Raw genomic sequence first — 24,520 nt, forward strand, 5'->3', positions numbered from 1 at the left:
GGGATCGGGTCAGAACTGGTTGACGATCACGCCGCGGATGTTCTTGCCTGCGAGCATGTCGGCGTAGCCCTCGTTGATCTGGTCGAGGGAGTAGGTGCGGGTGACCAGCTCGTCGAGCTGGAGCTTTCCGGTCCGGTACATGTCGGCGAGGCGGGGGATGTCGGCGCGCGGGTTGCAGCCGCCGTACACGGTGCCGAGCAGGGACTTCTCGAACAGCGAGAACATCTGCAGGCCCAGTGTCGCCTTGTCGTCGACGTTGCGGGCCATGCCGGTGAGGACCGCGCGACCGCCCTTGGAGACGAGGTCGAGGAACGGCTGGATCATCCACCCCTCGACCACGCCGATGGTGTTCACCCCGACATCGGCCATCACGCCCCGGGTGATGTCCTGCACGAGGCCCATCGCCTCCTCCATGGAGGCGGCGGTGTGCGTGGCGCCGAGGATCTTCGCCTGGTCGGTCTTGAAGGCCACGGGGTCGACGGCGACGATGTTCTGCGCGCCGGCCAACCGAGCGCCCTGGACCGCGTTCGCGCCGATGCCGCCGATCCCCACCACCACGACGGTCTCGCCGGGTTGGACCTTGCCGATGTTGACCGAGGACCCCCAACCGGTCGGCACTCCGCAGCCGAGCAGGCAGGCGACCTCGAAGGGGATGTCCTGGTCGATCTTCACGATCGACGTCTCGTGCACGACGGTGCGCTCGCTGAACGTGCCCACGAGGGAGAGCGTGCCGACGTCCTTGCCCCGGGCGTGCGCGCGATACCCGCCGCTGATCATCGAGCCTTCCATCAGGAACTGCCCGTAGTCGCACAGGTTCGACCGTCCGCTCGCGCACCAGCGGCACCGTCCGCAGGCGGGCAGGAACGAGAACACCACGTGGTCGCCCACGGCCAGGTGCTCGATGCCGGGGCCGACCTGTTCGATCACGCCGGCGCCCTCGTGCCCGCCGATGGTGGGGAGGGCGGCGTATCCGTCGCCGGCCCGGACATGATCGTCGGAGTGGCACATGCCGGCGGCCTCGATCCGTACGAGGACCTCGTTCTGCTGGGGCGGGTCGAGCTCGATCTCCTCGACGCTCCACGGCCGGCCGGTCTCCCAGAGGATGGCTGCCTTTGATTTCACGGTGTGACCCCTCTCACGCCCTACAGTGGCGGTTATCACACAGTGTTGGGTTGATTGTGTCAAGACTCCTGTCGAAAACGGATCGATCACTGCCCGGGGCGAGGCTCGTGCGTCCCCGGGGTCGGGCTGAGGGGTGTCGGGAGGTGGCAGTGATGCGCTGTGCGGCGGAGCCCTCGAAGCCCCAACGACCCGGGAGTGACGTTCTCCACCAGCGGGTTCACGGCATCGGAAGGTGGTTCAGGCGCCTTGGGCGGGGTCCACCTCCTGTCGCGGCGCTGCCGAGTGACGTTCCGTCGGCGGACCGATGTCCTCCCTCAGGAAAACGAACGCTGTCAGGTGTGAAAGGTGAAATGCTCGTGGCTCGCCCTACGGGACCGGGAGACCTACCGGTCAGTGCGACGGGTACCGAGACGGGGTGAGACCTTCCCGGTTCTCCCGGCAGTCGGTGGCGTGCCGTACGGAACCGCGGCACTCACGGGGTTACCGTCGGCGGCATGGCCGGTGATCGCCCGGGGTGGCGCGCGTGTGTGCTCAGCGGTGCGGTGTTCGCCGTGTGCATGGTCGGTACCACGCTGCCGACCCCTCTCTACGGTCTCTACCAGGAGAAGTTCGGGTTCTCCGAGCTGACCGTCACCGTCGTGTACGCCGTGTACGCCTTCGGTGTCATCGGCGTCCTGCTGCTGGCGGGGAACGTCTCGGACGTGGTGGGCAGGCGCCCGGTGCTGCTGTGCGGTCTGGGATTCGCCGCCCTGAGCGCCGTCTGCTTCCTCAGCGCCGCCGACCTGGGGTGGCTGTACGCGGGGCGACTGCTGTCGGGACTGTCCGCCGGGCTGTTCACCGGGGCCGCCACGGCGTTCGTGATGGAGCTGGCACCGCCCGGCGGCGCCGCTCGCGCCACATTCGTCGCGACCGCCGCCAACATGGGCGGGCTGGGATGCGGACCGCTGCTCGCCGGAGTCCTGTCCCAGTACGCGGCCGAACCGCTGTACCTGCCGTTCGCCGTGCACCTGGCCCTGGTGGCCGGCTCGGCCATTGTCCTGCTGAGACTTCCGGAGACCGTACGGGAGCGACGCCCGCTGAGCACCGCACGGCCGCGACGGCCCGGCCTGCCCCCGCAGGTGCGGGCGGTGTTCGGGCCGGCGGCGATCGCCTCGTTCGTGGGTTTCGCGCTGTTCGGGGTGTTCACGTCGGTCAGCCCGGCGTTCCTCGAGCAGTTCCTGAACGTGCAGAACCGCGCCCTGAGCGGTCTGGTCGTCGCGCTGGCCTTCTTCGCCTCGACCGCCGGGCAACTGGCCGTCGGTCGGGTCGGGGCGACACGGTCACTGCCGTGGGGCTGCGCCGGCCTCCTCTCCGGGCTGGTGCTGCTCGCCGGCGCGCTGCACTGGGACCTGCTCGCGCTGGTGGTGCTGAGCGCGATCGTCGGCGGCGCCGGCCAGGGACTGTCGTTCCGCGGCGCGCTGTCCGCGCTGGCGGAGGTGTCTCCGGCGGACGAGCGGGCGGGGGTCATCTCCATGCTGTTCGTGGTGGCCTACGCGGGCATTTCGGTGCCGGTGATCGGCGTGGGCGTACTGACGGGTCCCCTCGGCCTGCAGGACGCGGGGCTGGTGTTCATCGCGTGCATGGCCGTCCTGGTCGTGACCGCGGCCGTCTACCTTCTCCGGCGACCGGTACCGTCGAGGACGTGAGCGCGGGGACCGCGGTGGCATCCGGGCCCGCCGTGCCCCGGTACCCGCCGTGCCCCGGGCCGGTCGGCGGGCACACGGCCGCCGCCGTACGGGCTGCGACACGCCCCCTGCGTGTTCGCGCGGAAGGGGCACGAGGGGCACCATGGCAGGGCCTGGGGGTGGGCCGTCTCGTCATCCCGGAGGACCCCACCGTGGACATGCTGCTGCCGGTCCTGTTCGCCCTGGGCGCCGCATCCAGCAACGCGCTCGCCACCGTCCTCCAGCGCAAGGGGGCCCTTGGTGTGCCCCGGTCCGACAAGCTGAGGGCCGGGTTGATGCTCGACCTGCTGCGGCGCCCCGTCTGGCTCGCCGGCATCGTCGCCATGATCACCGCGGCGGTCTGCCAGGCCGTGGCGCTTGCCACAGGGCCGTTGACGATCGTTCAGCCACTGTTCGTGCTGGAGCTCCCGCTCACTCTGGCCATCGCCACGGTGGTGCTGCGGGCGCGGCTGTCCCGCACCGGCTGGGCGGCCGCCTTCGCCGTGGTGGCAGGGCTCGCTGTCGCCCTGACCGCCGCCTCACCCGAGGGAAATCGTACGCAGGTGCCCATGGATCGCTGGATCCCCGCACTCGCCGTCTGCGCCGGCGTGATCGTCTGCCTCGTGCTCGCCGCGCTCCGCCGACCAGAGGGCCGCGCCCGCGCAGCCTGCTTCGGACTGGCCACCGCTGTCGCGTACGCGATGACGGCGGCGCTGATGAAGACATCGGTGCACACACTCGACGACAGCGGCGTCACCGCGTTCCTCACGACCTGGCAGACCTACGGCTTCGCCCTGTTCGGCGCGTCGGCGCTGTTCCTCCTGGAGAACGCGATGCAGGCGGGCCCCCTGGTCGCGTCCCAGCCCGCCATCACCCTCGGCGACGCGAGCGTGAGCCTGGCCCTCGGGCTCACGGTCTACTCCGAGTCCGTGCGAACGGGCTGGTGGCTCCTGCCCCAGCTGCTGGGCGTCGCCCTGATCGTGGCAGGTGTGCTGATGCTCTCGAGGCTGCCGCTCGCCCGTTCCCTGACCGGCGAGGACCGCTCCACCGTCAGCGCCGAGGCTCCGTGAGCCGTTCATGCGGACGGCTCACGGAGCTGACGGACGCCGGACGGGGCGGGACCGGTACCGTGCAGCCGTATGGAACCACCGGCTCGCCCGCAGTCCGCCGACGGCACCCGGCGCCGCGCCCGTGACCTCGGCATCGTCATCGGACGGGGCGCTCCCGGCCCCTTCAACGCGATCACCGATGTGCCGGGCGTCCGTGTCGGCCACACCACCGTCCGCCGGCCCCCGGGCGTGCACAGTGGAGTCACCGCCGTCGTGCCCGACGCCGTCGGCCCCCGCACACCGCTGCCCGCGGGCGTCTTCACCGGCAACGGCTACGGCAAGCTCATCGGCACGACGCAGCTCACCGAACTCGGCACGCTGGAGACACCGGTGCTGCTCACCTCCACCCTGTCCGCCTTCCGCGTCGCCGACGCCCTCGTCGGCTGGATGCTCGAACGGCCCGGCTGCGACGAGGTGCAAAGCCTCAACCCCGTCGTGGGGGAGTGCAACGACGGTTTCCTGTCCGACATCCGAGCCCGGCCCGTCCACGAGGACCATGTGAGGGCGGCCCTCGACGGGGCATCCGGCGGGCCTGTGGCCGAGGGCTGTGTCGGCGCGGGCACCGGCACGGTCGCCCTGGGATTCAAGGCCGGTATCGGGACCGCTTCCCGCACGCTGGATCTGGCCGGCTGGCGCTTCACCGCGGGCATCCTGGTGCAGGCGAACTTCGGCGGCACCCTGCGGGTGCTCGGCCGCACCGTCACACCGTCACACCGTCACACCGCGGGCCGTGACACCGATGGTGGGGCCCCGGTCGCGGAGACCGGCTCCTGCATGATCGTGGTGGCCACCGACGCCCCTCTGGACGCACGTCAGCTCACCCGCGTCGCACGGCGTGCGGTCTTCGCCCTGGCCCGCACGGGCGCGGCCTACAGCCATGGCAGCGGTGACTACGCCGTGGCTTTCGGCACGCGGCCGGGCGGGGACGCTCCCGTGGCGGATGCCGATCTGGGGCCGCTGTTCGAAGCGGTTCTCGACGGCGTCGAGGAAGCGGTGCTCAACTCGTTGCTCGCCGCGACGACGGTCACCGGCCCGGGTGGCCGTACGGTGCCGGTCCTTCCGGCGGACGCCCTGCTCGCCGCCCTCACGGCCCCTCCGCCCCCTCTGTCGCCTCCGGCGCCACCGACAGTCTGACCGGCGGATCCGGCAGCGGCCCCCGGATCCGGGCGTGCGGGATCACGGCTTGCGCGCCACGCCGCCGAACATGGCGACCTCCCCGGCGGGTTCGCCGCCGGGGGCCGGGTCGGGGCGCCAGCGGTTGCAGGAGACCACCCCGGGTTCGAGGAGCCGGAGCCCTTCGAAGAAACCGGCGACGGCGCCGGGGGGCCGTTGGGTCAGCCGCGGGGTGCCGTGCTCGTTCCAGAAGGCCACCGCCGCGTCGACGTCGGGCATGTCCGGCCGGGTGATGGTGTGCGACAGCACGAGGTGACTGCCCGTCGGCAGGGCGTCCATCAGACGCCGCACGATCCCGCGGGCCTCCTCGTCGTCCTCGACGAACATGACGACTCCCAGCAGGACCAGTGCCACGGGACGGCTGAGGTCGAGCAGTTTCCCGGCCTGCGCCAGGATCGTGTCGGTGTTGCGCAGGTCCTCGTCGAGGTAGGACGTACGGCCCTCGGGCGAACTGGTCAGCAGGGCCGCCGCATGGGCCAGGACGATCGGATCGTTGTCGACGTAGACGACACGGGACTCGGGGGCGAGCCGCTGGGCGACCTCGTGCGTGTTGTCGGCGGTGGGCAGCCCGGTGCCGATGTCGAGGAACTGCCGTATGCCGCACTCGGTCACCAGATGCCGCACCGCACGGTGGAGGAACCGCCGGTCCGCGCGGGCGTACTCGCCGATGCCGGGGTGGAGCCTGCGGATCTCCTCTCCCACCTCCTGATCGACGACGTAGTTGTCCTTGCCGCCCAGCCAGTAGTTCCAGATCCGGGCGGTGTGCGGCAGATCGGTCCTGATCTCTTCGTCCGGCTCACTGGTGGTGGGGGTCTCGGGCATGCGACGCTCCCCTGTGAAACGGTTGGTTCCCAAGTGGCAACCTATCCAAAGAAGTTGGGTGGCGCGAGGGCGAGCACCCCATGCGGGGCGGGAGATCGGCACACCGCGAGGAGCGTCGGCCGACGGCACCCGGAAGGCGACACGACGGGGACCTCGACATCGCGACGGGGGAGAGGCGCCGGGTGACCCGATAGGGAAACCTGCCCACCTGGTACAGGTGTCGACGTACTGCCGGACGATCCGTCGTGCCGGCCGGGCCTCGTCCCTCCCGGGGCCCGCGTCCTGCCCGAGCGTTCCCGGATGTCTTCCGCCCCGTCACGCTACGGTTCCCGTTCGGTACGACCCCGATTCCCTCCTGCGCGTCCCCACCTCCACCGGATCCGGAGAAGGCATGAAGCAGAGCTTGCCCCGCCCTGTCCGCGGCGTTGCCGCCACCGCCGCGCTGGCCGCCGTCCTGTTCGCCGCGGCGGCGCCGGCGACCGCCGCGGGTGCCGGCGTCCCCGGGGCAGACGCCCCGTCGGTGCCGCTGAGGGTGGCGACCTACAACATCCACGCCGGTGCCGGTGAGGACGGGGTCTTCGACCTCGACCGCACCGCGCGGGCCCTCCGCGATCTGGACGCCGACGTGGTCGGCCTCCAGGAGGTCGACGTGCACTGGGGCGACCGCAGCGACTTCGTCGACGAGGCCCGTGCGCTGGCCGGGAAACTGGGCATGCGGGTGTTCTTCGCACCGATCTACGATCTGGACCCGGCAGCCGAGGGCGGAGAGCGTCGGCAGTACGGTGTCGCCGTCCTGAGCCGCTACCCGGTCACCGAGGCCGAGAACCACGAGATCACCCGGCTCTCCACCCAGACACCCGACCCGGTGCCGGCCCCGATGCCCGGATTCGCCGAGGTGACGGTCAACGTCAGGGGCGCACAGGTGCACGTCTACAGCACGCACCTGGACCACCGGGCCGACCCGTCGGTCCGTGAGGCCCAGGTGGCGGACATGCTCGACGTGCTGGCCGCCGACCGCGGACCGAAGATCCTGGTCGGCGACTTCAACGCCGAGGCAACGGCTCCGGAGCTGGCTTCACTGTGGCAGCGGTTGCGGGACGCCGCCCCGGGCGGCGGGGGGACGTATCCGGCGGTCGACCCGGTCAAGCGCATCGACCTGGTGGCCGTCTCTCCCGACATCACCGTGGCGGGTGCCGAAGCCGTGGCGACGGAGGCGTCGGACCACCGTCCCGTGGTCACGGATCTGAGGATCCGCCGACGCGGTCGCTGAACCGCCCGAAACCGGGGACGGCACCGCACCGGAGACACCCCGGTGGCACGCCCGGGTGACGGCGGACTGCCGACGGACGTCTGCCCCGAGGGGGTACGTCACTTTTGCTCGGAGACGCTCATCTCACCCAGAAGCGACCAGTCGTCCTGCGGAACCGTCGCGTTCACGATGCGGGGCGTCTCGGCCAGGTGGGGCGGCAGGGTCCGCTGCGCGGTCCTGAAATGCTCGGAGTGCACATGGGCCGCCCCCGCCTCGTCGTCGCGGAAGGCCTCGACCAGGACGTACTCCGTCGGGTCCTCGACGCTGCGGGACCAGTCGAACCACAGACAGCCGGGTTCGGCCCGGGTGGCCGAGGTGAAGTCCGCGGCGATCTTCGGCCACTCGTCGGCATACTCGGGGCGCACCCGAAACTTGGCGGTGATGAAGATCATCCTGTCTCCCTCGTCGTTCTCCGGCGCGGACGCGCCCTCTGTCGTGGCGCTCTCCGCGCACCGGCGCGAACACTGCCACAGGGCCTGTCACATCGCCATCCGGGACCGGTTCCGCATCGCTGAGGCCGGCCGGAACACGGTCGTGGCCAAGGCACGGACCCGACCCGGCGGACCGCGGTGACCTGCTCCCGGCCGACGCGGAGCGTGCCTCGGATCCGCGATGTCCGGATGCCGTCCGGTCCACCGCTGGTCCGCGGAGCGGCGCGGTGCGGGCTCGGGGGCTGGGCGTGGTGCGTCGCCACGGCACACCGGTGCCGGGCGGGCGATCGGCAGTCCCCCCGGGTCAGGTCAGGTGGTGACGGCTCTCGGCAGTCGGGCCGGCCTGCCCGGGGGTGGTCAGGTACGTGGAGGTGCCGGTGAGTTCGAGGAGGCGTCGCAGCGCCGGGCCGACATCGTCCAGGTGGAAGCCGAGCCGGCGTGACCGGCGGAGTGGAACTCGCCGCAGAGGGCTCGGCAGGATGCTCGGTGAGACGGTTCCGCCGGACCGGCCGGCGGGCGGCACCCACCACGCGTGGGCGCCGCAGAGCGGCCTCGATCCGGTCGTCGCCGCGTTGGCGGAGCAGCGGGATCGGTTGCGGCGCGGAGATCCGGTGCCGGACGTTTTCGTCCCGGCGCCGCCTACTCGCCCACCCGCTGCTCGGGCTTTGGACGAGCGGACGGCCGGACGCCGGTCTCCCCCCGGTCTACGAGGCCCGACAGGGACAGGGCGCCCGGTCCGAAGAACACGATGAGCAGGAATCCCCAGCAGAAGAGCGCAGGGGCGAGGCCGCCGTTCTGCAGCGGGAACAGGCCGTCCTTCTGGTGCTCGGTGAAGTAGGCGAAGGCCATGATGCCCGAGCTGACGAAGGCGGCGCTGCGCGTCGTGACTCCCAGGAGGATCAGGACGCCACACGTCAGCTCGATCACCCCGGCGTACCAGAACGGCCAGTCGCCCACCGGGCTGGCCGTTCGGTCCAGCACCCCGAAGACCGTAGCGGCGCCCTCACTGGTGAACAGCAGACCCAGGACCATACGGAACAGGCCCAGTACGAGGGGCTGGCGGCTCGTCAGCCGGTCGCTGATGCGTGTGGTGCTCATCGGGCACTCCTTGAAGAGGTCGCTGCGTGTCGGGTGCTTCGGGTTCCGCGGTATGCGGGCGTGCGTGTTCTCCCGTCCTTCCTACGCATGCGCGGCCCAGCGGGTTCAGGCGTGTCACGAGGTTCTCGCAAGTCATCACGTTCCGTTTCCCTGAAGGCAGAATCGCCCCAGGTCTCGAGACGAGGACGCGGGCTTGTCGTCCGAACTGCTGACGGGGCCGTGAGCCTCCTTGCAATGCCTCTCGACCCTGGCCGGTGCGGTGGTGGACCGGCACCAGAAGCGCCTGGCGGCCCGGTGCGATGCGACGCCGCCGAGGGCCGGTCCTGCCCCGGTGACCGGCCGGGCGCCGAGCAGGGTGTCGTCCTCTTCACCGCGGCGTTCGTGCTCCCGGAGACAGGCTGCGGTCCGGTCGGCGTAGCCTTCCCGGCTCTCCTTGGGGAATCCGTCTTCGTATGAACACCGACGCACAGCACCCGGACCCTGAGCACCGCCGCCCGGACGGCGTGTCCGACACGACGGTCGAAGCCCTGGGCAGGTTGTCGAAAGCCCTGGAAACCGCCGAGCGGGCCCGTGGCGCGCTCTACACGTTCCATCAGCTGACCGGCAGTGCCGACCTCACTCTCGACGACGCGGTGCGTCTGCTCCGTGAGGCCGGCCACGAAGAGCAGGCCGACCGGGTGGAGCGCGAGATCCTCGGCCGCAACGTGATTCCGGGTCACTGGACCTTCCAGATCGTCGAGGCGTACAACGCCACGTACTACCGGCCCTTTCAACAGATCGAGCAGGAGATCCGGCAGGAGCTGGCCGAGGGGCGCGACCACCTGTACGAGGCGGAGATGAAGGAGGCCCGCCGTACCCGGCACCACCCCGACCACACTGCCCGCCCCGCCACCTGACCCTGCTCGGCACGGTGCCCCCGGGCCCCGCGGACGGCCTGCAGGGGTGATCGTCCGGCTGAAGCCCCGCAGAGCCTTTCGCCGCGCAGGCGACCGCTCTCCATGATCTCTTGCGCATGGCTTCGGCCCGCCCGGCGAGGCGCCGGGCGCGGAGCGGGCGGCGGTCCCGACCCACTGAGAGCGGGATGCGGAATACGGCGCCCACCGATGCCGTTGTCCCTTACGTCTGACATGCCTGATTCAATGGCTCGGGTGAGGGCGAAAGGAGCACCTCATGGCACGCAGCACTGCGCGGCCGGTCGTCAAGCTGAAGTCGACGGTGGGCACGGGAGTCACCTACGTGACCCGCAAGAACCGTCTGAACGACCCCGACCGGCTGGTCCTGCGGAAGTACGACCCGGTCGCCGGTGAGCACGTCCTCTTCCGCGAAGAACGATGACACCTGCCTCCGTCGCCCCGCGGCGGAGGCCCCCGAGGGGGAAACCGACGGTGGCCCCCCTTGTTCGACCCCGCGGAAGGAGACCGTGATGAAGGTACGCAAGTCCTTGCGCGCGTTGAAGGCCAAGCCGGGCGCCCAGGTGGTGCGCCGGCGCGGCGTGACGTTCGTGATCAACAAGAAGGATCCGCGTTTCAAGGCCCGCCAGGGCTGACGAGCCGCTTCGCCCACCGGACGGCCCGGCGCCGCGCTCGCGGTGCCGGGCCGTCCGGTGGGCCGGCGGGGGAGTGGGGCGAGAGGCCGGCCAGTGGTCGACCGGTGCTCACGCGGCGTCGTCGAAGCAGGCCCGCACTTCCCGGAGGATCCCGTCCCGGCCCCGGTCGCCGGTGCTCACCGGTTGTCGACGTCCCGGTCGAAGTCCTTCGCGCACTGCTGCCGGTCGGCTTCGGTGTCGGCGTGCTCGACACAGTCGGTGTAGTTCTTGAATTCGTCGCTGTTGAACACGGCCGCGCCCACCGCCAGGAGCACCGAGGAGGTGATGAGTACGAGCGCGCCGATCACCGCGCCGATCACGGACATCGTTCCGTTGGTGGCCACGCCGCGTTTCTTGCGCCGGTAGCCGAGCACTCCGAAGACCAGCGCCAGCAGACCGAGCACGATCCCGCCGAACACGGTCCAGAACAATACGGCGCCGACCAGTCCCAGAACGAGAGCCGCGATACCGAACCCGTTGCGGCGTTCACCCGGACCGGCGGGCCCGCTCTGCCATCCCCCGTGGGGTCCTTGCGTCGATGTCATGGTCGCTACCTCCGGTACGAGACGGATCAGTTCTGTGTCTGCCCACGTTCGAGGGCCTTCTGGGTCAGGTCGGTGACCTGCCGGGACGGCGGTGCCTCCGCCTTCACGTCCGTACCGAAGTCACTGAACTCCATGACGGTGCGCACCTTCGCCGACTGGGGAGACGACGAGGTCCGGTCCGTGGCGCCGTCCTCCGCGGGGGCCTTGAGCGTCATGTCGATCTGCTGCCGCCGGATGCGGCCGTCGTCGTCGAGCCACACGCCCATCGGCAGCGTCGGACCGAGCTGTCGCCGCAGAGTGGCGCCGTTGGGGAGTTCGGCGACATCGACGGCGACCCGGTAGTGGGTGGTGTTCACCCCGCCGACCTTGGCGGTGCCCTCGCGGGTGACATCCTTGTCGTCGATCGCTTTGGCGAACGCGGCTGCTTGGGCGGGATCGTTCACGGACTGGTCCCCGACTCCCCGGCGCTCGGCCACCTTCTGCACATCGATCTTGATCCACGGCTTGCCGCCCGGGGCCTCGCTTCGGGGAAGCCTCTGGTAGAGCACCTGATCGACGAGCCGCTGTTCGATGCGCTCGCCCTGGGCGCTGAGGGTCATGACGCTGTCACCGCCCTCCAGGTCGACGGTTCCCCGGCCGTTCACCGTCACCGAGGTGCCGTCGGCCGAAGTCCGCACGCGCAGCTTCACCCGCGCGGTCTCCTGCTCGGCCGTCTTGTCGTAGGCGGAACGGACGGCCTCCGTGCCCTGCTCCCGAGCGCTGGACGTCTCCTTTCCCGCCGACGGGCCCTTCTCTTCCGCGGAGTCGCCGTCATTGCCGCAACCGACCAGCACGGTGCCGACCAGAACACCGGCCACGGTCGCCGTACCCACCCGGATGCTGCCGCCTGGCCCGACCATGTGATGTGTCTCCTCTCAGGTGCGGTGCGCCGGCCCACCGCGGTACCGGCATGGTGTCCCGACTGCCCCTGTTTGCAGCGAAAACACTTGCGGAGGCTGGAATTTGACGTTGCGTCACCGTCTCCGTCGATCCGAGGGAACCCGGGCACGGCCGCGGCGGCCGGAGGGTGGGCCACCGGGGCTCGCGGCGCGTCACCGTCGGCGGGGGCCCAGTCACGGCCACGGCCCGGCGGGGGAGGCGTCAGTGCGCCAACGCCTTGACAGCGGCCAGGTCTTCACCGGTCAGTTCCGCGATGCGGTGCGCCGACATCCCGGCTGCCAGGGCACGGACGAGCAGCGCGTCCCTGCCGTCCGCGGAGGAACGGTAGGCCAGCAGTTCCTCCTCCAGCCGGGCGACGTTGTGCGGCGCGGTACGGCGGCGTACGCGGCTCAACTCCTCCTCCCCGAGGGGGACGGGCAGCCGCTCGACGTCGTCGGGAAGGGCTGCCGTCTCCTCGGGCGGCAGCAGCCGGAGGCCGGGGGACGTCACGGTGACACCCTGCGCTTGCAGCCACGCCCGGACCGCAGGGGTCTCCATACAGGCCAGTTCCCCGACGGCCGCGGGGGGCACGCCGAGCGTCACGGCCGTGCCGTTCAGCAGGACGAGGTAGGCGTCATCGGTCATCCTCGGTTCCTTACGGGAGAAGTTCTTGTCCTGACGGCACCCCCTATACCCCCCATCGGCCGTCTCACTACCGCTCCCGACCGGCCGTCGGCCGTCCACCCCTGCCGCGCGGCGGATGGTCGAACACCCGCGTTGTCGAGGACGGGGCCGGCCGGCCCCTGCAGGTCCGCCATCCGGTCGGCGGTCGCTCGGGCGGCTTCCGCGGATGCGACGCCCTGTACCAGCAGACGCACCTCCCGGCCACGGTCCGCCGACCTCGTACCGACCGGCTCGCACGGCTCCTGTCCACGGAGGGCTGTGGCGACGGCGGCGAGCGGGAGAAAACGAGTTGACCGGGTGACGCCGCACAGGCAGGCTCCCTTCACGACCTGGACGAGGCCCTGTTGCCGGCGGACTGCCCCACTCCCCGAGCGGCAGGTGGGGGCAGTGACGCGGCGGATCGGAGATGCGGGAAATGACGTCTCGGCTCCATGCCCTCTGCTTCGATGCGAACGATCCCCTCGGCCTCTCGCACTTCTGGGCCGGCGTCCTGGGCCGGAAGACGGCCGACGAATCCGACGGCGGGCCCACTCTCCTGCCGAACGACGACACCGGGTTCCGGATCCGGTTCCTCCCGACCCGGGAACAGAAGTCGGGCCAGAACCAGATGCACTTCGACCTGACGAGCACGTCCCCCGACGACCAGCAGCAGGTGGTGGAAAGGGCACTCGGGCTCGGCGCCCGCCACATCGACATCGGTCAACGCCCCGAGGAGGGGCATGTGGTGCTCGCCGACCCCGAAGGCAACGAGTTCTGTGTCATCGAACCGGGCAACAGCTTCCTCGCCGACTGCGGATTCATCGGAGCACTCGCATGCGACGGTTCACAGGAGGTCGGGTACTTCTGGAGCCGGGCCCTGGGCTGGCCATTGGTCTGGGACCAGGACCAGGAGACCGCGATCCGCTCACCGCGAGGCGGCCCGAAGGTCACGTGGGGTGGGCCACCGCTGATGCCGAAGACCGGGAAGAACCGGCTGCACTTCGACCTTGCCCCACTCGCCCACGGTGATCAGCAGGCAGAGGTCGACCGTCTCGTCTCCCTCGGGGCGACGCGCATCGACGTCGGCCGGGACGACGTCGGCCGGGTGGTGATGGCCGATCCCGACGGCCATGAGTTCTGTGTGCTGACGCCCCGGGACTGAAGAAGAATGGCTACCGCTTCGGAGGCAATCCTGGCCGGGCCGGGTGGTCCCGGCCCTCCCGATGGGGAGACTTCGCGCGGGGAAGGCAGTGGCTTCCCCGCTTCTCCTTCGCCACTGCGCCCCAGCGGTCCGCGACTTCGTTGCCAGCCCCTCGCAGTGGACACCTGCGTGCGGCTCGCACGGGGGCAGGACCCGGGCCCGCAGGGTCGGCGGAACTCGTCGACGCCCGGGAAGCGGCCCCGGAGGGGCCCTCCTGCACCATCGACTTACACCGCACGGTCGCATCGCACCACAGGACTTTGCCTTCTCTTTGCAACCCGCGCTGCCGCTGCCTCGTCTCTCCGCACGATTCATGACTGAGCCCGCCGGGTCACCGTGCGGGCGAACCGATGAAAGAGAGCGTTCCATGCGCCGAACCGTTTTCAGCGCCGCGGCACTCGCGTGCACCGCCGTGTTGGCGAGCGCGGTACCCGCGTTCGCCGACGACCCGACTCCCGTCGCCGAGGCCACAGCGACCCCGAGCGCGTCACCGGCGCCGACCGAGTACCCGGAGCCGGCTCCGGCACCGGCCGAGGAGGGGAGCACGGGCGGGGTCTCCGTCGTTCCGAGCGGAGCGCCCGACACCGGTGCGGCACCGGAGTCGGCGCAGTCCGGAGCCGAGGCCGGGCTGATCGGCGGGGGTGCCACCGCGGTGCTCGCCGCCGGGGGCGCGGCGGTGTTCCTCGTACGCCGCCGGCGGGCGACCGGGGCATGACGTCGCCCTCCAGGCGCGCGTTCGTCACCGCGGCGACGGCCTCGTTGCTCGTCGGCTGCGGTGGCGGCGACCGGACCGGCCGGGCCACGGCCGAACGCCGGGAGAGCACGTCACCGTCTTCGCGGCCTCCCGCCAAGGCGACGCGCGCCCTTGGGCGTTCGGTCCCCGTCGGCTTGGAGATCCCGGCCATCGGAGTCGACACCCCGGTCATGCAGCTGGGGCTGGCCCGGGACCGCACCGTGCAGGTTCCCCCGCTCACGGCCGACGACGTGGCGGGCTGGTACCGGCACTCACCGACGCCCGGCCAGCTCGGCCCGTCGGTGCTCCTCGGACACGTCACGGTCGGCGTCCACGGGGCGGGTGTCTTCCGCCACCTCACGCGGCTGCGCCGCAGCGACCGGATCGTGGCACGCCTGGAGAACGGCACGGCGGCGGTGTTCGCCGTCGACTCGATCCGGACGGTCGCCAAGGCGGACTTCCCGACGGACGCGGTCTACGGAAACGTGGACCGTCCGGAGCTGCGGCTCATCACGTGCGGCGGCCCGCGCACCGGTGAGGAGTACCGCGACAACGTGATCGTCTTCGCCGCGCTGAGCTCGGCGAGTCCCTGATCCGCCACAAGGGTCCCGGGCCGGCGGACTGTGTGCCGGCGGCCCGGGCCCCTTTCCGCGAGTGGCACCCCGTCATCGGTACCACCACGACCATGGAGAGCATTGAAACGGTCCCGCGAGAAGGCAGCGTCCGAGCTGTTCGCCGCCCTCTACCCGCGTCTCGCCGGCTGGTGCCGCCGGCTGGTCGACGACGACGAGACGGCCCACGAGATCGCCTCGGAGGCGTTCACCCGGCTGTGGGCCCGCTGGACCTCCGTGACGGAACCGCGGGGCTTCCTCTACGTCACCGCGGCCAACCTCGTCCGGGACCACTGGCGCAAACTGGAGCGCGAACGCAGAGCGGTACACCGTGTCACCGCGGAAGCCGCCGTCCGTCCGCACAGCGAACCCGCCGACCCGTCCGTACGCTTGCTCGTGCAGTCGCTGCCGGAACGACTGCGCGTCCCGATCCTGCTGCACTATTACGCCGACATGCCGATCCGGGAGGTCTCCGTGGTGACCGGGCGCAAGGAAGGAACCGTCAAGGCAGACCTCCACGCGGCCCGCGAACTGCTCCGCGCCCACCTGGGGAGAAGCCTTGATCACACACTCTGACGATGGTCCGGACTTCGAACCCGACGATCCCCTCGCCGTCATCCTGCGGCCGGCCTCCGACTACCTAGGCCCGCCCCCCGGCCGGTACGAGGAGATCCGCCGCGCCGCGGCGCGCCGTCGGCGGGTCCACGCCGCGGTCGGAGTCGGTGTGTCGTGCGCCGTCGCCGTCCTCATCGCCCTCGTCGCCCAGCCGCTCCAGCCGGCGACGTCCGACAAGCCCGTGCCCCCCGCCGTCCCCCTCGCCCCGCCTCCCGCGAGCAGCCCCTCGCCCACGCCCGATCCGTCGGCAACACCCCGGCCCGCCAGCCCTAGTCCCAGCGAAGAGGCCCGGACCGACGGCCCCGACGCCCCGACGCCCCGACCCACCGCCGCGCCCAGCGCACCACCGGTGACGGCCTCGCCCTAGCGCGGCGGGGCGGGCCCGTCTGCCGGAACCGGGCAGATGACACCCGGGCCCGTCGCCACGCCGGCGTGATGGACCTGCCCACCACGGCCGTCTTCCGAGATTTCGACTTCAAGTTGCCCGGCGTCGAGAAACTCATGTACCGGAATGGGACATCGGCCCAGGAGTTCGGTCCGGAGGCGCACCTGGGGCAGAAGGAGCCCGCCGAATCCGCCGGCGAGGGGGCGGAAAGCCGCAGCGCGGCGCAGGAGATCGTCGCAGCTCATCTCCGTCGGCTCGAGGACCGGCTCGGCCGCACCCAGCGGGCGGTCGAGGCGCTCCGTGAACTCCTCGACCCGGTGACTGCGCGAACGGTGAGCATCGAAGTCCTGCCGGCTCAGCGCGTGCTCGCCGTGTCCCGCGACGTTCCGCCCGGAGCCGGCCTGGGCTGGTACGACACCGCGATGGAAGAACTGGACGCGGTGGTCGGTCAACGCCCCGTGCTCCCACCGGGCGGCCGCTACCAGCACACGCTCTTCACAGAGGGCCATGGCCGTGCCACCGTCTACCTCCCCGCCGAAATGCCGCTGCCCCCGGAGCGCCGGCCACCGTGCGGGAACTCCGGCTGCCCGAGCGGACGGCCGCCGTCACCACCCACACCGGCCCGCACGACGACCTCGACCTCGCCTACGCCGCGGCGGGCTCCTACGCGGGCCGGAGCGGCTTTCGCTCCCAGGACTACGTCGAAGACGTACATCTCATCGGGCCGCGCGACACGGACGTCCCCGAGCATTGGCGCACTCTCGTCGCCTGGCTGGTAGCCCCCGAGACCGATCGATCAAGTGTGTAGAAGGACACGGAGGACCAGCCCGGGGCAGGCACGAGATCCCTGGAGAGGTTCGGGACGTAGACGTACACCACTACCACCACGGGGCGCGGCCCGGTGTCGGAGTACAGGACGCGCACCTCTTGCCCGTGACCCGCGCCGTCATCCTGCCGAGGGTGCGATGAGCCGCTTCTCGAACCAGCGCTGGGCGTACGACTCGTCGTTGAAGGCGGCAACCTCCTGGAAACCGCAGGAGCGGTACAGTCCGATCGCGGCGTCGAGGACTGTGTTGGTGTCCAGGCGCATGACCTCGCGGCCGTGCCGGGAGGCTGTCGCCTCCAACTCGGCCAGCAGCCGGCGGCCGAGACCGAGACCCCGGGCGTGGGGTGCGACCCACATGCGCTTGACCTCCGCCGGTGCCCCGGGCGGCAGCTTCAGGCCGGCGCAGCCGACGGGCTTGCCGTGCAGGCGGGCGATGAGGAACAGGCCCTGCGGCGGGGAAAGTTCCGTGGCGTCGGGCAGCAGGCTCCGTGCGGGGTCGAAGCCGGTCTCGAAGCGTTCCCGCAGTTCGGCGAAGTAGGACAGCAGACAGTGCTCGGCGTCGGGGTGGTCCGGGGCCACGACGTCCAGGGTGACCGTCGCGGCGCTCAGCAACCGGTCGACCTCGGCCATGGCGGCGACCAGCCGGGCGCGCTGGGTGCTGTTGAGCGGTTCCAGGAGGCAGCCGGCCAGGTCGTCGCTCCGACGGCCGAGTTCGGCACGCTCGGCGCGGCCCGCGTCGGTGAGCCGGACGGTGCGCACCCGCCTGTCCCGGGGGTGCGGCTCGACGCCCACCAGGCCGTCGGCCTCGAGGGAGCGCAGCAGCCGGCTGACGTATCCGGAGTCGAGTCCCAGGCGCTCGCGCAGCCGCCGTACGTCCTGGCCCTGCTCGCCGATCTCCCAGAGCAGCCGGGCCTCACCGATGGGCCGGTCGCGGCCCAGGTACTGACCGTGAAGCACACCCACACGTTCGGTGACGGTGCGGTTGAACTGCCGCACCTGGTCGATTTGCGCTGCATCCATTCTCTGATGTCAGTCAGAGGATTCTGGCGACGTCGAGAGGATTCCTCTCATGCCCGGCGGGGCCTGCCGGGCGTGTGCCGGCGCCCTGCCCCCGCGAGGCCTTCACGGTGATCTGGGATCCACCTGTGCGAACAGCTGCGGCTGCGGCTGCTGTGCGCGGCTGGTGTGCGTAGCCGGAACGCACAGCCGGAACGCCGCCTCGTGGGAGTGGGAACCGATCCAGTGCTGACACTCCCTCAGGGCTCTGCATTCACAGGGAGTTTGCTGCTGGACGATGTCCGCACCGCGTGAGAGCCCGAGCCGTTCGGTGAGGGCGGGGAAGCGCACTTGTCTGCCGCTTGCCGACCGTGACGAGTACCGCGTGGCCCGCGTGGCCCGGACCTTTGGCGCTGCGAGAAGCGCAGGCCCACTGGGCGCTCGATCCGTCATCGGACGCCCTGTCATTCAGCTGGTTCGGATCCGGTCGCGGGTGCGGGCGTCGGCGTGGGCTCGGGGGAGTTGGTGTCGGTGTAGAAGACGGAGTTTCCTTGCTTGGTGCGCTGAGCCTGGCTCCTGGCGACGAGATTCTCGAGGGTGGTGCGCACGACGGTGGTCTTGATGCCGCGGTCGGGGTGGGACTGGCTGAGTGCCGTGGAGATTTCCGCTGCTGAGCGCGGTTCGCTCTGTTCGGTCAGGTGGCGGCCGACGAGTTCGACCAGCGTGGGCTGAACCGTCTTCCGGGCAGTATTCCCGGCGGTGCGCTTGCCGGCGGCCGGCTTTTTGTCCGTCGGCTGTTCGGCCGTGGCCTTCCTCGTCTGCTTTCGAGGCTCAGCAGGGGTCTTCTTCCGGGGGGAGGGCACCGTAGTGTTGTCGTTGTCCGCGGGCTTTGGCGTCGTCGCTGCGATGCCGAGGGCCTGCTGCATGCTCACCAGAATGGTGTGGTCCTGCTGCAGGGAAGCCAACTGCTGCTGCAACGCGGTGATTTCCGTGGTGATGCGTTCTTGCTCCTTGGCATTGTGTTCGAGGTCGCCGGCTACCTGCTTGGCGTACTGCGACGTCAATCCGGTGAGTGAAGTTGTGCTGTGGGACATGCGCTCCTCCTTGTTTCGTTGCCGGGGCAAGCCCTGGTCAGTGGCAGAGCAGGGCCGGGACGGATGCTCCGGCTGCGGGAGTCCTGTGCAGTGATGATACTGGCGAGTAGACATCTCTCTGCTTCGTGAGCAATTCCTTATGTGAGTTGGACGCTTGCTGCTCGTCCTTGCGTGAGCCGCTCCTTCACGGAGTGGGACATCCCGAACCGGACACGGCATGACGCGTCAGGACGGGAGAACGCACGGGCCGGAGCAGGGGGTTGCCGCCTCGGCCGTGCGTAGCCTCTCGGCTGTCACGGCGCAGTGGGGGAGTGCGTGCTGCGAGAGACCACCGCCCGCTTGTGTACCACCGGTCTTCAGGAATCGTGCCGTACGGTCGCCGCGAATCGGTCGGGCGGCACCGGTCGTCAATACCGCACGCGGCTTTCCCGGTGCTCCTCGCCGAGTTCCGGGTGGAACATCATGTTCCCGTGCTTGGCCGTCGTTTCATCTGGTGGTTTGCGGCCCGGCATCCGAGGCGAGCCGAGCCGGCCGGCGCAGGCGCTGCCGGTATCGGAGGTTCTCTGCTTCGTTGATCAGCGGCAGGATCTGGTCCAGCTCTGAGATGCGGGGCGCGGGACCCTCTGATGTTCTGCGTCGAGGGAGCCGCCGTTGTTCCGCCGGACGGACACGTGGCCGGCAACGTCGGCGTCGAGCATCACCGGGTCAACACCTGCCCGCTTCGCACCGCGTGGTCCGGCGGGGAAAGGCGTGTTCAGGTGTTCCTGACACAGACGGGCCACGGATCAGGTTCAGCGATTTTCTTCAAGCGGCTCATCTTCATACGGTGTTCCGCACGACGCGTGCTGATTTCTGCTGAGGGTGCGGTGGCGGATGAGGGGCGAGGCCATGCCGGCGAAGGCCAGGAAGTGTCCGGCCTCGCGTTCGTAGCGGCGGGGGAGCCGACGGCAGCCGACCGGCCAGGAAAAACGGCCCTCGCACCCACCCGGACGGCCGGTGGACCCGCACCGGCACTCGCCTTCTCCTTACCTGCCGACAGCCTGCTTGTGCAGGGAGGCCCACCAGAACTCTTCGTTCCTCCGCGGGATCATGAAGGCCGTGGAAAGGGCGAAAAGCAGGAGCTGCCGTCCTCGGAACGCTCGCGCGAGACCGGGAACGGCAGCACGCCGATGCACTGCTCGAGGCATGGTGCCCCGGGCGTGTGCGTTCAGCCGAGGGCCGCGATCATGTCTTCGGCCATGCGGGCGCTGGACGCCGGGTTCTGCCCGGTGAACAGGTTGCCGTCCCGTACGGTGTGCCGCTGGTAGGCTGGCCCGCCGATGTGGTCGGCGCCCCTCTCCCGCAGTCGGGCGGCGAGCAGCCACGGAGCACCTTCGGCCGTTCCGAAAAGTTGTTCCTCCTCGTCGGTGAAAGCAGTCATCCTCCGGCCGGCGAACAGCCACTCGCCCTCCGTGTCCACGGCGCTGAGCAGGGCGGCCGGTCCGTGGCAGACGGCTCCGATGATCTTCCCGGACGCGTCCGCGGCGGTCAGCAGACGGCCGAGGTCGGCGTCCTGGTGGAGGTCGACGACCGGGCCGTGGCCGCCGGGCAGGACGACCGCGACGTAGTCGTCGACGTCGACCTCGTCGAGCTTCACCAGAGGGCCGAACTCCCGCAGGGCCTTCTCCGCGTACTCCACGTAACGGGCGCAGTCCACCCCGGCGATCTCCGGGTCGGCGCTGTGCTTGTCGAGCGGCTGCAGCACTCCGCCCGGCGAGGCGAAGTCGACCGTGTAGCCGCCCTGGACGAACTTCTCGTGCGGAGCGGCCAGTTCCTCGGCCCAATAGCCGGTCGGGTACGCCGAGCCGTCCGTGCGTTCCCAGACGTCGGCAGCCGACATGATGATCAGGATCTTGCTCATGGGGCAGTTCCTCTCCGTGGTGGTGCGGTGGGAGGGCAGGTGGTGAGGGTCAGGTGGTGGCGGGGAAGCCGGTGGTGGGTGCGGTCTCCGCGGTGGCGTCCAGGTTGGCCTGGAGGGCCTGGACCTTGGCGGTGGCGCAGGCGTGGGAGTCCGAGCCGAGGATCTGGCGCATCGGGCCCCGGCCGCTCACGGCCCGGTTGATGATCGTTTCGGGGCCCTTGGCCGGGTTGCCGTGCCGGCTGCCGTGGAGCTCGAGGTGGTTGTCTACCGTCTCGCGGACGAACGCGTCGTCGTCGCGAACTGTCCCCACGCTCCAGCGGCTGCCTGACCAGGTCCGGTCCCAGGCCACGGGACGTACCGGTCACGCACCGGATCACAGAGCGGTCAGTGGGAAAAACCATGATCGTCCATACTTCGTAACGGGTGCCGGGGTCCGCCCCGAGCGGTTTCTCGGGACCGGCACATTCAGCGTGGTCCACCGCATCCCCCCGTGGATGCGCATATCACGTCCGGGGAGGGCGCGGACGGAGCGACCCAGGACTCCCAGGGCCAGTCAGGAACGCCCGGCATGGGCGAGACTGGGAGGCGTGGCTGAGACCAATCGTGAACTGGCCGACTTCCTGAGACGAGCCCGAGGACAGGTCGATCCCTCCCGAGCCGGGCTCCCCCCGGACAGCCGCGTCCGCCGCGTGCCGGGCCTGCGCCGAGAGGAGGTCGCCCTCCTGGCCGGAGTATCGACCGACTACTACGCCCGCCTCGAACAGGGCAGGCGCATCACACCCTCACCCGCCGTGCTCGAGGCCGTGGGCCGTGCCCTCAACCTCGACGCCGCGGGGAAGGCCCACCTCCGGGACCTGATCGGGGTGCCCGCGTCGGCCCGCCGGCGCCCCGTCGGGGTCCAGCGCGTCCGACCGGGCCTCTACCAGCTCATCGATGCCCTCGACGGTGAACCCGCCCTGATCCTGGGCCGTCGTACCGACATCCTCGCCGCCAACCGGATGGCACGCGCGCTCTTCGCCGACTTCGAACAACTGCCGCCCGGGCAGCGCAACTACGCACGCTGGATGTTCCTCGACGGCCACACCCGCACCCTGTTCCTGGACTGGGAGGAACAGGCACGCGCCGCGGTCGAGAGTCTGCGACTCGAGGTGGGCCGCGACCCCCACGACCGGGCCACGACGGCCCTCGTCGAGGAACTGCGCGAACGCAGCCCGGAGTTCGACCACGGGTGGCAGCAGCACCGCGTCCACCAGCGCACCCACGGCTCCAAACGCCTCCGTCACCCCCTCGTCGGCGACCTCACCGTCGCCTACGAAACCCTCACCCTGCCCGGAGACCCCGACACCACCCTGTTCCTCTACACCACCGAAGTCGGGTCATCGTCGAAACGGGCTCTGGATCTCCTCGCGAGCTGGACCCTCACGGGTTCGAACCCCGAACCGGAGCAGCAACGCCACAGTCGGTCCGGCCCCGCCCAGGACCAGTGAGCACGCTCGGCGTTGCGGCTCTGAGGCGACAGGAGGAGCCGGCTCGAGGAGTCCGTGGCGTTCCCTCCGCCGTCACCGTCTCACTCAGGCCGTCAACTCGTCGTCGACGGGAATGTTCAGCCGGCCGGCCAGGGTGGTGAGGGCCGTCCCCAGGGGGAGCGTGACCCGGGTGGCGGCGTGCCGGTCGCCGCGGGTGGGGTCCCGGTTGACGATCAGCACCGGCTTGCCGGCCCGGGCCGCCTGGCGGACGAACCGGAGCCCGGACATCACCGTCAGTGAGGAGCCCAGGACCAGCAGGGAGGTCGCCTCGCGGACCAGCGTGCGGCAGTGCTCGACCCGCCGGGGCGGAACGGCTTCGCCGAAGAACACCACGTCCGGTTTGAGGACGCCGCCGCAGACCGTGCAGGGCAGCACGCAGAAGTCCTGGACCTGGTCGTCGGTGAGGTCGGCGTCACCGTCCGGGTTGAGTGCGGCGGCCGCCGGCTCGAAGCCCGCGTTGGCCTCCTCCAGCCGTCGGGCGAGTTCGCCGCGTGGGCTGAGGATGCCGCAGGAGAGGCAGACGACCCGGGCCAGGCTGCCGTGGAGTTCCACGACGCCCTCGCTGCCGGCGGCCTGGTGCAGGCCGTCGACGTTCTGGGTGATCACGCCCGTGAGCAGGCCGTGCCGCGCGAACCCGGCCACGGCCCGGTGCCCGGCGTTGGGGCGAGCACGCCCGAGGGTGCGCCGGCCGAGGTGGCTGCGCGCCCAGTACCGGCGCCGGGCGTGGGGGCCGGCGGTGAAGTCCTGGTAGGTCATCGGGGTGTGCCGGCTCAGGCTCCCGTCCTTGCTCCGGTAGTCGGGGATGCCCGACTCCGTGGAGATGCCCGCCCCGCTGAGCACCAGCACACCGCCGGTGCTCAGCGCCTCGGCGACCGGCTCCAGATCCGTGGTGCCCGGCAGCGCATCCTCGGCGGGGAGCCAGTTCGGAGTGGGGCGCGTGCGCATACCGCCAGGGTACGGAACCCGGGGGCCAAGGGCGGACAGAAAGCACCCGTGCGGTCACTCACCGCGCGAGTGCGGCGTCCGGCCCCGTCAGCGCTCGGTGCGATCAGAACTCGTCCTCTGGGAAGACCGGGTCGGCGTAGTCGCTTTCGTCCCACTCGGCGTCGTCCATCGCCGGGCCGGAGAAGAAGCCCTCCATGAGTTCCTGCAGATCCAGCTCGGTGGCACCGGCCGGAGCGGTGGGCTTGGTGCCGTCGCTCATCCGCACAGTCAGGCCGAGTTTCTTGACCTTGGCGTCCTCGGCCAACGCGGCGAGGTCCACATTCACCTCGGTCAGTTCGTCGTTTTTCAGCGTGAAGTCCGCCGTTACCTTGGTGTCGGGCGCGTCCTTGAGGTCCTTGTCCGTCGGCAGCTCCATGCCCGGCGGCAGGTCCTTCGTCAGCGGGCGGATCTCGTCGAGAAGCTTGGTGATCAGCGTGCGGAAGGGAGCCGTGGCGGTGACGTGTTCGGTGCCGTTCTCTCCGTCGGCCGTCTTGAAGCTCACCTCACGGGCGACGACCGTCCGGAGGGCTTCCACGAGCTTCTTCTGCGTCTTGGCGTCGAGGGACGGGGCGGGCCCGGGACCGCCCTGGCCCTCGGCGGCGACCTCCTCCATCTTCTTGGCGTTGAACTTCACCCACTTGCCCTCAAGGACGTTCTTGAAGGACTGAGCCTGCGGAGGCAGGTCTTCAGCGGCCGGTGCAGGGCTGCCCATCATCTTGCCGATGGTGTCGACGTCGGCACGGACGTAGATGTAGTCGCCGATCATCCGGTACTCGGCGAGATCGCCCTCCGGATTGCTGATCTTCATGGCCATGCCGACGAGATCCTTCTCGCCGGACTCGTCGAGCGGCTTCTTCGACTGCACGGTAACCGTGATCGTTGCGTCGCTCATCAACTCGGCGGCCTCATCCGGGATCTCGTCGCCGGGCGCGGGGTCGGACTTGGCGTCCAGCGCCTTCAGGGACGTGACGTCGGTGTCCAGGTCGAGCTCGAAGGAGAGCGTCTTCTTCTTGCCGAGCTGCTCGAAGGCCTGGTCGAGCTTCTGGCCGGCGGAAAGCTGCTCCACCGTTCCGCAGGCGGCGGAGCCCGCGAGTACGGCACCGACGACGGCGGTAGCGGTGAGAGTCTTGCGGATGGCGCTGATGATGGTCTCCTCGTGGGTCCGATCACG

The 24,520-nt window shown here is 70.5% G+C and carries 28 protein-coding genes; 14 read left to right on the forward strand and 14 right to left on the reverse strand.

Going from position 1 to position 24,520, the window contains the following annotated elements:
- Positions 1 to 9 precede the first annotated feature (9 nt).
- A complete protein-coding gene (locus OHB56_RS40045) occupies positions 10 to 1,122 on the reverse strand; it encodes an NDMA-dependent alcohol dehydrogenase (protein ID WP_406358809.1) in 1,113 nt (370 codons plus the stop codon).
- Between the two features lie 494 nt (positions 1,123 to 1,616).
- Here OHB56_RS40045 and OHB56_RS40050 point away from each other — a divergent pair, with 494 nt between their 5' ends.
- From OHB56_RS40050 to OHB56_RS40060, 3 genes are all read left to right on the forward strand, one after another.
- A complete protein-coding gene (locus OHB56_RS40050; RefSeq protein WP_406358810.1) occupies positions 1,617 to 2,807 on the forward strand; it encodes an MFS transporter in 1,191 nt (396 codons plus the stop codon).
- A gap of 197 nt (positions 2,808 to 3,004) precedes the next feature.
- Positions 3,005 to 3,895 (forward strand): DMT family transporter, encoded by an 891-nt coding sequence (locus OHB56_RS40055; protein WP_406359309.1) that lies wholly within the window; start codon positions 3,005 to 3,007, stop codon positions 3,893 to 3,895.
- 69 nt (positions 3,896 to 3,964) lie between these two features.
- The gene (locus OHB56_RS40060) at positions 3,965 to 5,068 is read left to right on the forward strand and encodes a P1 family peptidase (protein WP_406358812.1); all 1,104 of its coding nucleotides are present in this window, start codon (positions 3,965 to 3,967) and stop codon (positions 5,066 to 5,068) included.
- A 42-nt stretch (positions 5,069 to 5,110) separates the two neighbouring features.
- On the opposite strand, the gene OHB56_RS40065 is transcribed toward OHB56_RS40060, so the two are convergent.
- Positions 5,111 to 5,929: an SAM-dependent methyltransferase gene (locus OHB56_RS40065; protein WP_326750858.1), complete on the reverse strand. Its 819-nt coding sequence runs from the start codon at positions 5,927 to 5,929 to the stop codon at positions 5,111 to 5,113.
- 391 nt (positions 5,930 to 6,320) lie between these two features.
- On the opposite strand from OHB56_RS40065, the gene OHB56_RS40070 reads away from it, so the two are divergent.
- Complete coding sequence (locus tag OHB56_RS40070) at positions 6,321 to 7,199, forward strand: endonuclease/exonuclease/phosphatase family protein (protein WP_326750857.1); 879 nt, start codon at positions 6,321 to 6,323, stop codon at positions 7,197 to 7,199.
- A gap of 98 nt (positions 7,200 to 7,297) precedes the next feature.
- Here the strand turns inward: OHB56_RS40070 and OHB56_RS40075 are convergent, their stop codons facing one another.
- Positions 7,298 to 7,630 carry a putative quinol monooxygenase gene (locus OHB56_RS40075; protein ID WP_055626451.1) on the reverse strand — a complete coding sequence of 111 codons (333 nt, stop codon included), beginning with the start codon at positions 7,628 to 7,630 and terminating at the stop codon, positions 7,298 to 7,300.
- Between OHB56_RS40075 and OHB56_RS40080 the strand changes: the two genes are divergently transcribed.
- Positions 7,620 to 7,811 carry a hypothetical protein gene (locus OHB56_RS40080; RefSeq protein ID WP_406358814.1) on the forward strand — a complete coding sequence of 64 codons (192 nt, stop codon included), beginning with the start codon at positions 7,620 to 7,622 and terminating at the stop codon, positions 7,809 to 7,811. The genes OHB56_RS40075 and OHB56_RS40080 overlap by 11 nt on opposite strands.
- Positions 7,812 to 8,308: 497 nt before the next feature.
- On the opposite strand, the gene OHB56_RS40085 is transcribed toward OHB56_RS40080, so the two are convergent.
- Positions 8,309 to 8,767: a DoxX family protein gene (locus OHB56_RS40085; protein WP_406358816.1), complete on the reverse strand. Its 459-nt coding sequence runs from the start codon at positions 8,765 to 8,767 to the stop codon at positions 8,309 to 8,311.
- 452 nt (positions 8,768 to 9,219) lie between these two features.
- Here OHB56_RS40085 and OHB56_RS40090 point away from each other — a divergent pair, with 452 nt between their 5' ends.
- The 3 genes from OHB56_RS40090 (at position 9,220) to ykgO (ending at position 10,313) form a co-directional block, all read left to right on the forward strand.
- Positions 9,220 to 9,663: a hypothetical protein gene (locus OHB56_RS40090; protein ID WP_326750855.1), complete on the forward strand. Its 444-nt coding sequence runs from the start codon at positions 9,220 to 9,222 to the stop codon at positions 9,661 to 9,663.
- Positions 9,664 to 9,937: 274 nt separating this feature from the next.
- Positions 9,938 to 10,102 (forward strand): 50S ribosomal protein L33, encoded by a 165-nt coding sequence (rpmG, locus tag OHB56_RS40095; RefSeq protein ID WP_055597989.1) that lies wholly within the window; start codon positions 9,938 to 9,940, stop codon positions 10,100 to 10,102.
- A gap of 88 nt (positions 10,103 to 10,190) precedes the next feature.
- A complete protein-coding gene (gene ykgO, locus OHB56_RS40100; protein WP_055597988.1) occupies positions 10,191 to 10,313 on the forward strand; it encodes a type B 50S ribosomal protein L36 in 123 nt (40 codons plus the stop codon).
- Between the two features lie 176 nt (positions 10,314 to 10,489).
- Here the strand turns inward: ykgO and OHB56_RS40105 are convergent, their stop codons facing one another.
- From OHB56_RS40105 to OHB56_RS40115, 3 genes are all read right to left on the reverse strand, one after another.
- On the reverse strand, positions 10,490 to 10,897 hold the full coding sequence (locus OHB56_RS40105; protein WP_326750854.1) for a DUF4190 domain-containing protein: 408 nt from the start codon (positions 10,895 to 10,897) through the stop codon (positions 10,490 to 10,492).
- Between the two features lie 26 nt (positions 10,898 to 10,923).
- Complete coding sequence (locus tag OHB56_RS40110) at positions 10,924 to 11,796, reverse strand: hypothetical protein (RefSeq protein WP_326750853.1); 873 nt, start codon at positions 11,794 to 11,796, stop codon at positions 10,924 to 10,926.
- A gap of 241 nt (positions 11,797 to 12,037) precedes the next feature.
- Positions 12,038 to 12,460 carry a DUF6003 family protein gene (locus tag OHB56_RS40115; RefSeq protein ID WP_406358819.1) on the reverse strand — a complete coding sequence of 141 codons (423 nt, stop codon included), beginning with the start codon at positions 12,458 to 12,460 and terminating at the stop codon, positions 12,038 to 12,040.
- Positions 12,461 to 12,914: 454 nt separating this feature from the next.
- Here OHB56_RS40115 and OHB56_RS40120 point away from each other — a divergent pair, with 454 nt between their 5' ends.
- The 4 genes from OHB56_RS40120 (at position 12,915) to OHB56_RS40135 (ending at position 15,599) form a co-directional block, all read left to right on the forward strand.
- Positions 12,915 to 13,640: a VOC family protein gene (locus OHB56_RS40120; protein ID WP_406358820.1), complete on the forward strand. Its 726-nt coding sequence runs from the start codon at positions 12,915 to 12,917 to the stop codon at positions 13,638 to 13,640.
- A 406-nt stretch (positions 13,641 to 14,046) separates the two neighbouring features.
- Positions 14,047 to 14,394 carry a sortase-dependent protein gene (locus tag OHB56_RS40125; RefSeq protein ID WP_326750850.1) on the forward strand — a complete coding sequence of 116 codons (348 nt, stop codon included), beginning with the start codon at positions 14,047 to 14,049 and terminating at the stop codon, positions 14,392 to 14,394.
- Positions 14,391 to 15,005, forward strand: coding sequence for a class F sortase (locus OHB56_RS40130; protein WP_326750849.1), 615 nt, complete (start codon positions 14,391 to 14,393; stop codon positions 15,003 to 15,005). Before OHB56_RS40125 ends, OHB56_RS40130 begins: the two co-directional genes overlap by 4 nt.
- A gap of 102 nt (positions 15,006 to 15,107) precedes the next feature.
- On the forward strand, positions 15,108 to 15,599 hold the full coding sequence (locus OHB56_RS40135; RefSeq protein WP_055597981.1) for an RNA polymerase sigma factor: 492 nt from the start codon (positions 15,108 to 15,110) through the stop codon (positions 15,597 to 15,599).
- A 402-nt stretch (positions 15,600 to 16,001) separates the two neighbouring features.
- On the opposite strand, the gene OHB56_RS40140 is transcribed toward OHB56_RS40135, so the two are convergent.
- Complete coding sequence (locus OHB56_RS40140) at positions 16,002 to 16,475, reverse strand: hypothetical protein (RefSeq protein ID WP_406358823.1); 474 nt, start codon at positions 16,473 to 16,475, stop codon at positions 16,002 to 16,004.
- Positions 16,476 to 16,591: 116 nt separating this feature from the next.
- Here OHB56_RS40140 and OHB56_RS40145 point away from each other — a divergent pair, with 116 nt between their 5' ends.
- The gene (locus tag OHB56_RS40145; protein ID WP_406358825.1) at positions 16,592 to 16,831 is read left to right on the forward strand and encodes a GyrI-like domain-containing protein; all 240 of its coding nucleotides are present in this window, start codon (positions 16,592 to 16,594) and stop codon (positions 16,829 to 16,831) included.
- A 138-nt stretch (positions 16,832 to 16,969) separates the two neighbouring features.
- Here OHB56_RS40145 and OHB56_RS40150 read toward each other — a convergent pair whose 3' ends face one another.
- From OHB56_RS40150 to OHB56_RS40165, 4 genes are all read right to left on the reverse strand, one after another.
- Complete coding sequence (locus OHB56_RS40150; protein ID WP_406358826.1) at positions 16,970 to 17,869, reverse strand: GNAT family N-acetyltransferase; 900 nt, start codon at positions 17,867 to 17,869, stop codon at positions 16,970 to 16,972.
- 440 nt (positions 17,870 to 18,309) lie between these two features.
- The gene (locus OHB56_RS40155; protein WP_326750845.1) at positions 18,310 to 18,939 is read right to left on the reverse strand and encodes a hypothetical protein; all 630 of its coding nucleotides are present in this window, start codon (positions 18,937 to 18,939) and stop codon (positions 18,310 to 18,312) included.
- 1,207 nt (positions 18,940 to 20,146) lie between these two features.
- Positions 20,147 to 20,839 (reverse strand): type 1 glutamine amidotransferase domain-containing protein, encoded by a 693-nt coding sequence (locus OHB56_RS40160; protein ID WP_326750844.1) that lies wholly within the window; start codon positions 20,837 to 20,839, stop codon positions 20,147 to 20,149.
- Positions 20,840 to 20,888: 49 nt separating this feature from the next.
- Entirely contained in the window at positions 20,889 to 21,149 is a 261-nt protein-coding gene (locus tag OHB56_RS40165) for a hypothetical protein (RefSeq protein ID WP_326750843.1), read from the reverse strand.
- Positions 21,150 to 21,426: 277 nt separating this feature from the next.
- Here OHB56_RS40165 and OHB56_RS40170 point away from each other — a divergent pair, with 277 nt between their 5' ends.
- Positions 21,427 to 22,326, forward strand: a complete 900-nt coding sequence (locus tag OHB56_RS40170) for a helix-turn-helix transcriptional regulator (protein WP_326750842.1) — start codon at positions 21,427 to 21,429, stop codon at positions 22,324 to 22,326.
- 84 nt (positions 22,327 to 22,410) lie between these two features.
- On the opposite strand, the gene OHB56_RS40175 is transcribed toward OHB56_RS40170, so the two are convergent.
- Positions 22,411 to 23,310 (reverse strand): NAD-dependent protein deacetylase, encoded by a 900-nt coding sequence (locus tag OHB56_RS40175; RefSeq protein ID WP_406358829.1) that lies wholly within the window; start codon positions 23,308 to 23,310, stop codon positions 22,411 to 22,413.
- A gap of 103 nt (positions 23,311 to 23,413) precedes the next feature.
- Positions 23,414 to 24,415 (reverse strand): hypothetical protein, encoded by a 1,002-nt coding sequence (locus tag OHB56_RS40180; RefSeq protein ID WP_406359310.1) that lies wholly within the window; start codon positions 24,413 to 24,415, stop codon positions 23,414 to 23,416.
- Between the last annotated feature and the right edge of the window lie 105 nt (positions 24,416 to 24,520).

Origin of the sequence: Streptomyces sp. NBC_01635, from assembly GCF_045209715.1 — a bacterium.
Classification (GTDB): Bacteria; Actinomycetota; Actinomycetes; order Streptomycetales; family Streptomycetaceae; genus Streptomyces; species Streptomyces hirsutus.

What these genes read in the sequence shown, in the direction of transcription:
- OHB56_RS40150 (WP_406358826.1), bottom strand. Translation starts at nt 17,869, where the DNA reads ATGGATGCAGCGCAAATCGACCAGGTGCGGCAGTTCAACCGCACCGTC.
- ykgO (WP_055597988.1), top strand. Translation starts at nt 10,191, where the DNA reads ATGAAGGTACGCAAGTCCTTGCGCGCGTTGAAGGCCAAGCCGGGCGCC.
- OHB56_RS40175 (WP_406358829.1), bottom strand. Translation starts at nt 23,310, where the DNA reads ATGCGCACGCGCCCCACTCCGAACTGGCTCCCCGCCGAGGATGCGCTG.
- OHB56_RS40120 (WP_406358820.1), top strand. Translation starts at nt 12,915, where the DNA reads ATGACGTCTCGGCTCCATGCCCTCTGCTTCGATGCGAACGATCCCCTC.
- OHB56_RS40105 (WP_326750854.1), bottom strand. Translation starts at nt 10,897, where the DNA reads ATGACATCGACGCAAGGACCCCACGGGGGATGGCAGAGCGGGCCCGCC.
- rpmG (WP_055597989.1), top strand. Translation starts at nt 9,938, where the DNA reads ATGGCACGCAGCACTGCGCGGCCGGTCGTCAAGCTGAAGTCGACGGTG.
- OHB56_RS40060 (WP_406358812.1), top strand. Translation starts at nt 3,965, where the DNA reads ATGGAACCACCGGCTCGCCCGCAGTCCGCCGACGGCACCCGGCGCCGC.
- OHB56_RS40115 (WP_406358819.1), bottom strand. Translation starts at nt 12,460, where the DNA reads ATGACCGATGACGCCTACCTCGTCCTGCTGAACGGCACGGCCGTGACG.
- OHB56_RS40075 (WP_055626451.1), bottom strand. Translation starts at nt 7,630, where the DNA reads ATGATCTTCATCACCGCCAAGTTTCGGGTGCGCCCCGAGTATGCCGAC.
- OHB56_RS40085 (WP_406358816.1), bottom strand. Translation starts at nt 8,767, where the DNA reads ATGAGCACCACACGCATCAGCGACCGGCTGACGAGCCGCCAGCCCCTC.
- OHB56_RS40080 (WP_406358814.1), top strand. Translation starts at nt 7,620, where the DNA reads ATGAAGATCATCCTGTCTCCCTCGTCGTTCTCCGGCGCGGACGCGCCC.
- OHB56_RS40160 (WP_326750844.1), bottom strand. Translation starts at nt 20,839, where the DNA reads ATGAGCAAGATCCTGATCATCATGTCGGCTGCCGACGTCTGGGAACGC.
- OHB56_RS40050 (WP_406358810.1), top strand. Translation starts at nt 1,617, where the DNA reads ATGGCCGGTGATCGCCCGGGGTGGCGCGCGTGTGTGCTCAGCGGTGCG.
- OHB56_RS40065 (WP_326750858.1), bottom strand. Translation starts at nt 5,929, where the DNA reads ATGCCCGAGACCCCCACCACCAGTGAGCCGGACGAAGAGATCAGGACC.
- OHB56_RS40125 (WP_326750850.1), top strand. Translation starts at nt 14,047, where the DNA reads ATGCGCCGAACCGTTTTCAGCGCCGCGGCACTCGCGTGCACCGCCGTG.
- OHB56_RS40110 (WP_326750853.1), bottom strand. Translation starts at nt 11,796, where the DNA reads ATGGTCGGGCCAGGCGGCAGCATCCGGGTGGGTACGGCGACCGTGGCC.
- OHB56_RS40155 (WP_326750845.1), bottom strand. Translation starts at nt 18,939, where the DNA reads ATGTCCCACAGCACAACTTCACTCACCGGATTGACGTCGCAGTACGCC.
- OHB56_RS40070 (WP_326750857.1), top strand. Translation starts at nt 6,321, where the DNA reads ATGAAGCAGAGCTTGCCCCGCCCTGTCCGCGGCGTTGCCGCCACCGCC.
- OHB56_RS40130 (WP_326750849.1), top strand. Translation starts at nt 14,391, where the DNA reads ATGACGTCGCCCTCCAGGCGCGCGTTCGTCACCGCGGCGACGGCCTCG.
- OHB56_RS40055 (WP_406359309.1), top strand. Translation starts at nt 3,005, where the DNA reads ATGCTGCTGCCGGTCCTGTTCGCCCTGGGCGCCGCATCCAGCAACGCG.
- OHB56_RS40090 (WP_326750855.1), top strand. Translation starts at nt 9,220, where the DNA reads ATGAACACCGACGCACAGCACCCGGACCCTGAGCACCGCCGCCCGGAC.